The organism is Micromonospora sp. NPDC005686, from assembly GCF_042871665.1.
In the GTDB taxonomy this organism is placed as follows: Bacteria; Actinomycetota; Actinomycetes; order Mycobacteriales; family Micromonosporaceae; genus Micromonospora.
Genome location: NZ_JBIAIY010000018.1, coordinates 46,049 through 56,890, shown reverse-complemented (window position 1 = coordinate 56,890; position 10,842 = coordinate 46,049). Strand labels below are relative to the sequence as shown.

Here is a 10,842-nt window from a genome sequence, read left to right as displayed (position 1 = left end):
CACCTGGAAGTCGTCGCCGGCTCCGACGACGGCGCCTGGGCCGTCACCACCCCGCTGCTGCCGATCACCCCCAACGGGGGGGGGGGGCGCCGCCGCCCCCCCCCCCCCCCCCCCCACCCCCCCACCCCCCCCCCCCCCCCCCCCCCGCCCCGCGCGCCCCCCCCCCCCCCCCCCCCCCCCCCCCCCCCCCGACCGCCTCAGCTGCCGGTGACCCAGTTCCAGGCGGAGACCACCCACTCGGTCTGCTGGAGGTACGCCACACCCACGCCGGCCAGGAACAACGCGGTGACCAGGTGAGCGCCCTTGGCGCTGCGGCGCACCCGGCCGAACTGCCGCTCCAGGACCAGCCGGCCGAGCAGCCGGGCCAACGCGAACAGGCCGACCGCGGTGAGCAGGCTGAGCACGAACGTGAGCAGCGGGGCGACCAGGTTGCCCCGGCCGGAGATCGCCCAGATGCCCCAGCACACGAACGCGAACAGGGCGCCGGCGGCGCTCAGCTCACCGCCCTTGCGCGCCTGCGCCAGGTGCCAGCTCATCGGCCGGCGCGGCGCCGGCTCGGCCGCCCAGTCGCCGTGCTCGACGGTGGGGAACTGCTCGGTGCGGGGCGTACGCGGGGCGCGCGGCTGACCGACCGCGGCCACCCCGCGCTGGAACGCGTCCCGCTGCGGGGGCACCACCCCCGGCTGGGGCGGCACCTCCACGGTGCGCTCGGCCCACGGCTGTGTCTGGTCCGCCATCTTCCGTCCTCCCCCTCGACCGGTTCCGGCCTCCGCTCCGAGGGTAGCCAGCCCGCAAATAGGGTGCCGACCCCCATCACGGTGCGATACACACGTTCCGTGACTGACGTGCTGGTATCCCGGGCCGAGGACTTCGACGACATCGCGGCGCTGCTGGCGCTCGCCTTCCACGGCGACCTGGACCCCGACGTGCAGGCGCTGGAACGCCCGATCTTCGAGCCGGACCGGTCGCTGCTGGTCCGCGACGGCGGCACGGCCGTGGCGCACGCCACCGCGTTCAGCCGCGAGCTCGCCGTGCCGGGCGCGGACGTGCCGGCCGCGCACGTGACGATGGTCGCGGTGGCGCCGACACACCGGCGGCGCGGCCTGCTCACCATGCTGATGCGCCGCCAGCTGCGCGACGTCCGCGACGCCGGCCGGGAACCGGTCGCGGTGCTCTGGGCCAGCGAGGGACGCATCTACCCCCGGTTCGGCTACGGGTCGGCGGCCCCGCGGTACGTGCTGTCCGCGGACACCACCGGGCTGCGCCTGCCCGCCCCGGCGTCCACCGAGGGCAGGCTACGACTGGACCGTCCGGACGCGTACCGCGACGAGCTGGCCCGGCTGTACGAGCGGGTCCGCGCCGGGCGTCCCGGCTGGTCCCGGCGCGACGAGCGCTGGTGGTCGTACCTGCTGGCGGACCTCAAGGCGCACCGGGGCGGCGCCACCGAGCGCCGGGTGCTGCTGCACGAGGGCGCCGACGGCCCCGACGGGTACGCGCTCTACCGGACGAAGGACAGCTCGACGGCCACCGGACCGCAGGCCGAGGTGCAGGTCGGCGAGGTGGTGGCGGCGACGCCGGAGGCGTACACGGCGCTGTGGCGGCTGCTGCTCTCGGTCGATCTGACCCGCCGGCTGTCGTTCCCGATCGCGGCCCTGGACGAGCCGCTGCTGCGGCTGGTGGACGAGCCCCGTCAGCTCTCCCCGCAGCTCGCCGACGCGCTCTGGGTACGGGTGGTTGACGTGCCGGCCGCGCTGGCCGCCCGGCGCTACGCCACCGACGTCGACGTGGTGATCGAGGTCACCGACGAGCTGCTGGAGAACACCGGCCGCTGGCGGCTGGTCGGCGGACGCGACGGCGCGCAGTGCACGCCCACCACCGCCCCGGCCGGGCTGGCATGTGACGTACGCGCTCTCGGTGAGCTGTACCTCGGCGGCGCGAACCCGTACGCGCTGGCCGCCGCCGGCCGCGTCCAGGAGCTGATCCCCGACACCCTGACCACGCTCACCCCCGCCTTCACCTGGCACCGCACCCCCTCCCCCATGGAGGTCTTCTAACCCTCGCCCCGGCCCTCACCCGGTTCCGCGGGCGGACGCGGTGCGCTCGATCAGGGCGTGGGGGCGGTACGGTCGGGAGATGGGTGAGGCGGAGCGACGGCGACGGCGGCTGCGGCATCACGGCGAGGGCGGCGCCCCGGCTGACGCCCCCGCCCCCGGCACCGCTCCCGGCAGCGGCGACACCGCCGAGGCAACCACTGCCAGCACCGCACCCGTACACGATGAGGTGGCGCCCCGGCCCGCGCGCGGTGGACGGCCGGGCGAGCCGGAGCCCCGCGGTCGCCGCGCCGCGCCCGCCGAGGAGGGCGAGCGCGGGCTGCGCGGGCTGGTCGGCTCCGGCTCGTCGCAGGTGAGCGTGACGGCCGCGCTGCGGGCACGCGACGCCGCCCGCCCCAGCGAGGAGGACCTCGCCGAGGCCGAGCGGCGGGTGGTGCTCATCCGCCGTAACTGGGTGCCGCGCGAGGAACTGCCCCGCAACGGGCGCTGAGCCCGCGGAGGTCCGCTCAGGCAGGCAGCTCGGGCAGCTTGCGGCTCTGCTCGTAGGCGGCCACCTGCTCGATGCGCCGGCTGTGCCGGGGGTTGCCGGAGAACGGCGTGGTCAGGAACGCCTCGACCAGCGCGGTCGCCTCGTCGAGCGTGTGCTGCCGGGCGCCGATCGCGACGACGTTGGCGTCGTTGTGCTCGCGGGCGAGCTGGGCGGTGTCGACGTTCCAGGCGAGCGCGGCCCGGACGCCCGCCACCTTGTTCGAGGCGATCTGCTCGCCGTTGCCGGAGCCGCCGATCACCACGCCGAGGCTGCCCGGGTCACCGGCCACCCGGTCGCCGGTGTGCAGGCAGAACGCCGGGTAGTCGTCGTCCGGGTCGAAGACGTGCGGGCCCACGTCGACCACCTCGTAGCCCTGCTTGGCCAGGTGGTTGGTGAGGTGCACCTTCAACTCGAAACCGGCGTGGTCGGATCCCAGGTAGACGCGCATACCGCGCAGTCTGACAGGCCCGCCTCCGGGCCGGCGCGCGGGCGGCGACCCGGAGGCGGTTCGTCACACGGTCAGTGCGGCAGCTCGGCCACCACCAGGCCGGCCCGCGCCTTCGGGGTGAACCAGGTGCTCTTGCGCGGCATCTTCTCCCGGGCCAGGTTCACCGCGACGAAGTCGTCCACGGTCACCGGCGCGACGAGCACCGCCAGCTCGGCCCGGCCGGCGTCGACCTCACCGACGAGCCAGCTCGCCGGGTAGTCGCCGCCCACGTACGTGATCCGCTTGTCGCCCGGGTCGAGACCCAGGGCCTCGCGCAGCAGCAGGCGCTCGACGAGCGCGTGGTCGAGGTTCTCCAGCCGGCCGGCGCCGACGTGCGGCAGCGTCACCGCGTATCCCCGGCCACCGAGGTGGAGGTGCACGACGCCGCCGGTGGCCGGCACGTCGACCGGCCCGTCCGCCGGGGTGACCTCCGCGCCCGCTGCGCGCAGCCGGTCGAGCAGCTCGTCCGGGGTGGCGGTCAGCTCGCTGACCAGCCGGTTGTAGGGCTGGATGGCGACCGACGCGGGCGTGGTGATCACCGAGAGGAAGCGCGGGAACCCACCGGTCTGCGCGGCCAGGCTGCGGTGGTTGCCGTCCGCCACCACCAGCTCCCCGCCACCGGCCAGCGCGGTCAGCTCGTCCTGTGCCGCACCCGGGCCCAGCAGCCAGATCGCATGGGTACGACCGGACTGGTCGACGTCGGTCGCGGCGGGCGCCCCGGCCGCCTCGGTCGCCGCCGCGAGCGCGGCGTGCAGCTCGTCGCCCCGGCCGGTCTGGAGCAGGAGTACGGGCGAGAGCAGGTGACCGAGCGCCTCGGCCAGGGCGACGCGCTCGCGCACCTTGGCGATGAACACGTCCTCGTTGCGGATCACCAGGCCCGGCTCGTCGGCGCGGGTGGAGATCTGGTCGGTGTCGACCATGGCCCACAGCCCGTACGCGCTCTCCTCGCCCGGCGCGCTGATCCGGTAGAGCACCACCACCTGCTCGGCCGGCGTGTAGCTGCCGTCCGCCTTCGCCTCGGCCAGGCGCGCCACCGCGTCGGGCAGCGCGTCGAGGAAGGACTTCCCGAGGCTGCCGGGCGCCCGGTGGGGCATCTCGATGCCCAGGGCGCTGTGCGGATTCGCCTCGACGATGGAGGTGATCTCCGCGTCGTCGGCGAACTCGTCGTAGTTCTGCGCGCCGGTGCCGCCAGTGGTGATCCAGGCCCGGGCGATCGGATGCACGACCGTCATGTCCGCTGACGCTACCCGGGCCCCGATCGCCGCCGCCGTCCGACTCACCCGCTTACCACCAGGTGACAGCGCCGGGCCCCGGGCCGCTCAGGCGGTGGGGTTGCGGTGCCGGCCCGGAGCGGGACGGCGGGTCGGCGGGGCGGTGCGGGAGCCGGCGTTGAGGCGTACCGTCGTCGCACCGACGGCGGCCGGGTGGGCGGCGGCACCGGGCCGCGACGGCGCGCGGCCGGGGCGGCCGGGCTCGACCGGCGGCGTCATCCGCGAGGTGGCCACGACCCGGGCCACGCCGACCACGATCGGCGGGGCCAGCAGGTCGGCCACCTCCGCCGGGCCGGCCGGCCAGTCGCCTTCGGTCACCGACCAGTACGTCGCACCGGGGTCCTCGGTCGCCTGCTGCGGCGCGTCGTCGGACATGCGGCGGTGCTTGGCCATGGGAACGCCTCCAGGAGCTGCCGTGGTACGGCCCCGCACGGGCCGTCGGCTGGGACACCCGGTGAAACGAGCCCCGCACCGGCCCGGTGACGGGCGGTGCGGGGCTCGGGGCGGATCGCCGCGAGGGCGCGGGGGTTGCCAGAGGGCCCTTGCCCACCCCTCAGTCGAAGACGGGGCCCTGCTCGCGGGTGCGCTTCAGCTCGTAGAAGCCGGGGGTGGCGGAGACCAGCAGCACGCCGTCCCAGAGGCGGCCGGCCGCCTCGCCCTTCGGCGCCGGGGTGATCACCGGGCCGAAGAAGGCGACCTGCCCGCCGTCCGGACCCGGCGCGTGGATCACCGGGGTGCCCACGTCGGTGCCGACCGGCCGCATGCCCGCCTCGTGACTGGCGCGCAGCGCGTCGTCGTACTGGGTGGAATCGGCCGCGTCGGCGAGCGCCGGGTCCAGGCCGACGTCGGTGAGCGCGCCCACGATCATCTCCCGGCCCAGCTCCTCCTGGCGGAGGTGGATGCGGTTGCCCATCGCGGTGTAGAGCTTCGCCAGCGCCTCGGCGCCGTGCGCCTGCTCGACGGCGATGCACACCCGCACCGGGCCCCAGCCCTTGACCATCAGGTCCTGGTACTCCTCCGGCAGTTCCCGGCCGTCGTTGAGCACGGACAGGCTCATCACGTGGAAACGGATGTCCACGTCCCGGACCTGCTCGACCTCCAGCAGCCAACGGGAGGTGATCCACGCCCACGGGCACAGCGGGTCGAACCACATGTCCGCGGTGACACGTTCGGTCACTGTGACTTCCCTTCACGACATCGCCGCGCCGGGACCCGGCGCGATCACCTTCGATCCTCACCCGTACCGCACCGACCGGTACCGGAATGAGAGCGTGACCTCGACCACCGGGAGCGGTCCGTACATGGAAGACTCGGTTCGCAGCGCGCCGTCACGAGCGGCCGGGCGATAACCGGCGCCACGGGGCGCGGCGAGACGAGCGGGATGGAGACGAACAGTGCCGGGAGTGCGCAACCTGACCCAGGTCGAGGCTACCGAGCGGGCCCGCCTGCTCGAGGTGACCGGGTACGACATCAGCCTTGACCTGTCGACCGCGGTGCAGCCCACCGGTCGCACGTTCCGCTCGGTGACCGAGGTCCGGTTCCGCTGCGCCGAGCCGGGAGCGACCACGTTCATCGAGACCGCTGCCGAATCGGTGCGCTCGGCCACGCTCAACGGCGAGCCGGTCGACCTGTCCGGCTGGTCCGCCGAGAAGGGACTCACCCTCAGCGGCCTGGCCGCCGAGAACGTGCTGGTGGTCGACGCCGACTTCGGCTACTCCAACAGCGGGCAGGGCCTGCACCGCACCGTCGACCCGGTGGACGGCGAGACCTACCTCTACAGCCAGTTCGAGACCGCTGACGCGCAGAAGGTCTACGCCTGCTTCGACCAGCCCGACCTGAAGAGCGTCTACACCTGGCACGCCACCGTCCCGGAGCACTGGCGGGTCGTGTCGAACATGCCGGTGGCGCGCGAGGAGGCCGCCGGTGAGGGTCTGAAGACGGTGCACTTCACCGTCTCGGAGCGGATGAGCACCTACATCACCGCGCTCTGCGCCGGGCCGTACCACGAGGTGCGCCGCACCCACGACGGCATCGACATGGGCTACTTCTGCCGGGCCAGCATGGCTCCCCACATGGACGCCGACGACCTGCACCTGATCACCACGCAGGGCTTCGACTTCTTCCAGGAGAAGTTCGGCGTGCGCTACCCGCTGCCCAAGTACGACCAGCTCTGGGTGCCGGACTTCAACGCCGGCGCGATGGAGAACTTCGGCTGCGTCACGCACGCCGAGTCGCACTACATCTTCCGCTCGCAGGTCACCGACTTCGAGTACGAGCAGCGTGCCAACACGATCCTGCACGAGCTGGCGCACATGTGGTTCGGTGACCTGGTCACCATGCGCTGGTGGAACGACCTGTGGCTGAACGAGTCGTTCGCCGAGTGGGCCAGCCACTGGTGCAACACGCACGCCACCCGGTTCAACGACGCGTGGACCACGTTCCTGTCGATCCGCAAGAACTGGGGTTACCGGCAGGACCAGCTCTCCTCCACCCACCCCGTCTACTGCGAGATGCCGGACCTGGAGGCCGTCGAGGTCAACTTCGACGGCATCACGTACGCCAAGGGCGCGAGCGTGCTCAAGCAGCTCGTCGCGTACGTGGGCGAGGAACCGTTCCTGGCCGGCCTGCGCGCCTACTTCGGCAAGTACGCCTGGGGCAACGCCACCTTCGACGACCTGCTGTCCGAGTTGGAGGCGGCCTCCGGCCGGGAGCTGCGCAAGTTCGCCGCCCAGTGGCTGGAGACCGCGCAGGTCAACACGCTGCGCCCGGAGGTGACCATCGGCGCCGACGGCACGTACGAGCGGGTGGTGGTCCGGCAGGAGGCGCCGTCGGGCTACCCGACGCTGCGTACCCACCGCATCGGCGTGGGCCTGTACGACCTGACCGACGGCCGGCTGGTACGCCGGGAGCTGATCGAGACGGACGTGACCGGCGAACTGACCGAGCTGTCCGAGCTGCACGGCAGGCCCGCGGCGGACGTGCTGCTGCTGAACGACGAGGACCACACCTACGCCAAGCTGCGGCTGGACGAGCGGTCCATGGCCACCGTGGTGCAGCACATCGCCGGCTTCGACTCGTCGCTGGCCCGGGCGCTGTGCTGGACCGCCGCCTGGGACATGACCCGCGACGCGGAGCTGTCGGCCCGCGACTACGTGGCGCTGGTGCTGGCCGGGGTGACCGCCGAGACGGACATCAACCTCATCACCGCCACGCTGCGGCAGGCGACCACCGCGCTCACCTTCTACGCCGACCCGGCGTGGGCGCCGACCGGCTGGGCCGACCTGGCCCGTACCGCGCGGACCGCGCTGGCGGCGGCCGAGCCGGGCAGCGGCTTCCAGCTCGCCTGGGCCCGCGCGTACGCCTCCTCGGCCCGCTCCGGCGAGGACCTGGCCACGCTGCGCGGCTGGCTGGACGGCAACGGGGTGCCGGAAGGGCTGACCGTCGACACCGAGCTGCGCTGGACGGTGCTCCAGTCGCTGGTCGCCAACGGCGCGGCGGGCGCCGCCGACGTGGACGCGGAGCTGGCCGGCGACCGTACCGCCAGCGGCGAGCGGGAGGCCGCGTACGCGCACGCGCTGGTGCCGACCGTCGAGAACAAGGCGGCGGTGTGGGCGCTGCTCACCGGCCCGGACGCGCTGCCCAACTGGCGCAACCGGGCGCTGCTGCAGGGCTTCACCCACCCGGCGCAGGTCGAGCTGACCGCGCCTTACCGGGAGCGGTACTTCGCCACGGTGGACCAGGTGTGGGCGCAGCGCGACAGCGAGCCGGCGCAGGAGTTCGTGCAGCTCGCCTACCCGGCGTACCTGGTCGAGGAGGACACCGTCGCGGCCACCGACGCGTGGCTGGCCCAGGACGGGCGGCCGGCGTCGTTGCGGCGGCTGGTGGCCGAGGGCCGCGACGGCGTGGTCCGCGCGCTGACGGCCCGGGAGCGGGACGCGCGCACCGCCTGAGTGAGGCATGCCGGCCGGGGCCGGTGCGGGTGGCAGCCCGCGCCGGCCCCGGCTCGGGACCACGAGAAAGCCCGGCCCTGCGTACGCAGGGCCGGGCTTCGTCGTGTGCGGTGGATCAGCCCTTGCCGGCGTGGCTGGCGAGCTGGTCGAGGCCCTGGATGATGCCGCCGGTCAGGTCGCCGCCGCCGAAGGAGGCCACCATGGAGAGCGCGGCCAGCTTGGCGTACGTGTCCGGGATGCGCTTGCGCGCGTACTTGCCGGTGACGATCTCCAGCTGCCGCTGGTTGGGCGACACCGCGATCAGCACCGAGCGGTCCGGCTCACCGAGCTGCCGGTGCAGCCGCTCGGCGTGCTCCCGGATCGGCTCGTCGAGGCCGCCGACGAACACCGAGAAGACGAGGCCGGTGCCCTTGTCGGCGAGGCGCAGCGCCTCGTCGATACGGAGTAGCTGACGGGTCGAGAACGGGCCGTCCAGCACCGCGGGCGGGGTGGCCGTCCCCGTCGTGGTCCGCGCTTCACCAACGGTCACTTGCGCCTCCGGTTCCAGCGGCCGGCGCCTCCCGGCCGGCCTGCTCCTGCTTGCGGCTGGTCAACGCCGGCGCCTGCGCCCCGGCGGCCAGCGCCGTGCCGGCCGAGTCGGCCAGTTGCTCCGGACGGCTCAGGAACCAGACCGGAGTGAAGTCGAAGGGCCGGCCCGGCCGGTAGCGCTTCGCGCCGCCACCGTTGCCACGGCTGCTGGCGGCCGCCAGGGCGGCGATCAGCAGCACCGCGGCGGCCGGGATGCCGACGAAGACCACCAACGTCTCGGTAACAGACAATCCCAACGCCCCCAGGCGGAAAGAGAGACCAGGAATGGCGGGTCGGTTGGCCGGTCAGGACCGGTCGCGCCCCACCTCGGTTGTGATGTTCACGTTAGCGGAGTCGGCGGCCCGCCAGATTGCGGGGTGCTGATCCCATCCGTCACTCCAGTGCTCCAGCTGCGCGGCAGCCGCAAGCAACGTCGCGTCGTCGCCGTAGCGGCCGGTGAGCAGCACCCCCACCGGAAGCCCGTCGGCGGTCCGTCCGACCGGCAGGGAAACGGACGGATCGCCCGTGACGTTGAAGACCGCACAGTACGGCGAGAAGCGCCGCTGCCCGTCGAAGTCCGCTGCCGGTTCGAGGGCGGCGAACGCCCCCACCGGCGCCTGCGGGGCGGCGAGCGTCGGGCAGAGCAGCAGGTCACAACCGGCGGTACGGCGTACGCCACGGCGTACCTCTGCCTGGAGTTCGCCGAGCGCGGCCATCAGCCGGGCCGCGCCGAGCGCCTCGCCGCGTTCGCGCAGGAACCGGGTCAGCGGCAGCAGGTCACCCGCCCGCCCGGCCGGGACGGGGGTGACCGCCAGCGCGTACCAGACGGTCTCGAACAGCGGCCACGCCTCGGGGCCGAGTGGCGCGGGGACGTCGACCACCTCGTGGCCGGCGTCGGTGAGCAGCGCGGCGGTCCGGTCGACGGCGGCTGTGCAATCCGGGTGGACCGGTTCGTCGGCGAGCATCGGCGTGGTGAAACGGCCGACGCGCAGCCGGCCGGGGCCGGCGAAACGGGCGGCGCGGGTGACGCCGAGGTAGCCACCGACGGGCGCGGCCGGCGGCAGGTACGGCTCGCCGGGCACCGGCCGCGCGAGCACGTCGAGCAGCGCCGCCACGTCGGCGACGGTACGGCCGATCGGCCCGTTCACCGGCAGCCCGAAGCCGCCGAAGCCGAGCGGCCCGCCGGAGACCGTGCCCCGGCTCGGTTTGTAGCCGACCAGGCCGCAGAGCGAGGCCGGGATGCGCAGCGACCCGCCGCCGTCGGAGCCCTGCGCCACCGGGACCAGGCCGGCGGCGACAGCTGCCGCCGCGCCGCCGCTGGATCCACCAGCCGTGTACGCGAGGTTCCACGGGTTGCGGGCCGGTGGCGCCACCAGCCCTTCGGAGTAGAGCGAGCAGCCGAGTTCGGAGGTGGTGGTCTTGCCGAGGCTGACCAGACCGGCGTCGGCCAGGAGGCGGACCACGTCGGCGTCGACAGGTGGGACGAAGTCGGCGAAGGCGGCCGAGCCGAAGGTGGTGCGTACCCCGGCGGTGAGTGTGAGGTCCTTGATCGCGGTCGGCACCCCGTGCAGGGGGCCGCGTTCCTCCGCCGCGACGGCGTCGGCGGCGCGGGCGGCGGTCCGGGCCCGTTCGGCGGTGACTGTGACGAACGCGCCGACCGTGTCGCCGAGCGCTTCGACCCGGCGCAGGTGGTGCTCGACGAGTTCCAGGCTGGACAGCTCACCCCGGCGGATCGCGGCGGCCTGTTCCAGCGCGGTCAGGTCGTGCGGCTCGGCCATGCCGCCCATCCTGCCGGTCCGGCGGCCGGACGGCCGGGCGACACGTCCGACCGGCGGCGGCGGGTCCATATCCGGGGTGGCCCGTTCGCGATCACCCAGACCACCGTCTCCGCGTCGAGCGTCAGCGGCTTCCGCGGCGGCACGATCTACTACCCGACGAGCACCGCCGAGGGCACGTTCGGCGCAACCGGCTGGCGGTGATGGGGCAC

11 protein-coding genes and 1 pseudogene are annotated in these 10,842 nt (G+C 74.1%); 4 read left to right on the top strand and 8 right to left on the bottom strand.

Translation table 11 applies throughout. The features are described 5' to 3' along the window. Positions 1-197: 197 nt before the first annotated feature. Entirely contained in the window at positions 198-737 is a 540-nt protein-coding gene (locus ACFYON_RS28255; protein WP_354870855.1) for a hypothetical protein, read from the bottom strand. Between the two features lie 99 nt (positions 738-836). On the opposite strand from ACFYON_RS28255, the gene ACFYON_RS28250 reads away from it, so the two are divergent. Together ACFYON_RS28250 and ACFYON_RS28245 are read left to right on the top strand one after the other, a co-directional pair. Then, positions 837-2,054 carry a GNAT family N-acetyltransferase gene (locus ACFYON_RS28250; RefSeq protein ID WP_354870857.1) on the top strand — a complete coding sequence of 406 codons (1,218 nt, stop codon included), beginning with the start codon at positions 837-839 and terminating at the stop codon, positions 2,052-2,054. Positions 2,055-2,133: 79 nt separating this feature from the next. After that, entirely contained in the window at positions 2,134-2,541 is a 408-nt protein-coding gene (locus tag ACFYON_RS28245; protein WP_354870860.1) for a hypothetical protein, read from the top strand. Between the two features lie 16 nt (positions 2,542-2,557). Here ACFYON_RS28245 and ACFYON_RS28240 read toward each other — a convergent pair whose 3' ends face one another. The 4 genes from ACFYON_RS28240 to ACFYON_RS28225 form a co-directional block, all read right to left on the bottom strand. Next, entirely contained in the window at positions 2,558-3,028 is a 471-nt protein-coding gene (locus ACFYON_RS28240) for a ribose-5-phosphate isomerase (RefSeq protein WP_354870862.1), read from the bottom strand. Positions 3,029-3,099: 71 nt separating this feature from the next. Then, positions 3,100-4,299: a DUF1015 family protein gene (locus tag ACFYON_RS28235; RefSeq protein ID WP_354870865.1), complete on the bottom strand. Its 1,200-nt coding sequence runs from the start codon at positions 4,297-4,299 to the stop codon at positions 3,100-3,102. 87 nt (positions 4,300-4,386) lie between these two features. Further along, positions 4,387-4,713, bottom strand: coding sequence for a hypothetical protein (locus ACFYON_RS28230; protein WP_355015049.1), 327 nt, complete (start codon positions 4,711-4,713; stop codon positions 4,387-4,389). Between the two features lie 178 nt (positions 4,714-4,891). Continuing rightward, positions 4,892-5,515 (bottom strand): disulfide bond formation protein DsbA, encoded by a 624-nt coding sequence (locus ACFYON_RS28225; RefSeq protein WP_354870870.1) that lies wholly within the window; start codon positions 5,513-5,515, stop codon positions 4,892-4,894. A gap of 226 nt (positions 5,516-5,741) precedes the next feature. Between ACFYON_RS28225 and pepN the strand changes: the two genes are divergently transcribed. Continuing rightward, a complete protein-coding gene (gene pepN, locus ACFYON_RS28220) occupies positions 5,742-8,288 on the top strand; it encodes an aminopeptidase N (RefSeq protein WP_354870872.1) in 2,547 nt (848 codons plus the stop codon). Positions 8,289-8,403: 115 nt separating this feature from the next. On the opposite strand, the gene ACFYON_RS28215 is transcribed toward pepN, so the two are convergent. From ACFYON_RS28215 to ACFYON_RS28205, 3 genes are all read right to left on the bottom strand, one after another. Then, positions 8,404-8,817 (bottom strand): DUF5130 family protein, encoded by a 414-nt coding sequence (locus ACFYON_RS28215; protein WP_354870874.1) that lies wholly within the window; start codon positions 8,815-8,817, stop codon positions 8,404-8,406. Next, positions 8,804-9,088: a hypothetical protein gene (locus tag ACFYON_RS28210; RefSeq protein WP_354871245.1), complete on the bottom strand. Its 285-nt coding sequence runs from the start codon at positions 9,086-9,088 to the stop codon at positions 8,804-8,806. The genes ACFYON_RS28215 and ACFYON_RS28210 overlap by 14 nt, the downstream gene beginning before the upstream one ends. A gap of 72 nt (positions 9,089-9,160) precedes the next feature. Beyond that, positions 9,161-10,633, bottom strand: a complete 1,473-nt coding sequence (locus ACFYON_RS28205) for an amidase (RefSeq protein ID WP_354870876.1) — start codon at positions 10,631-10,633, stop codon at positions 9,161-9,163. Between ACFYON_RS28205 and ACFYON_RS28200 the strand changes: the two are divergent. Then, positions 10,598-10,819, top strand: a pseudogene (locus ACFYON_RS28200) (hypothetical protein); the annotation flags it as partial. The gene ACFYON_RS28205 and the pseudogene ACFYON_RS28200 overlap by 36 nt on opposite strands. Positions 10,820-10,842 lie beyond the last annotated feature (23 nt).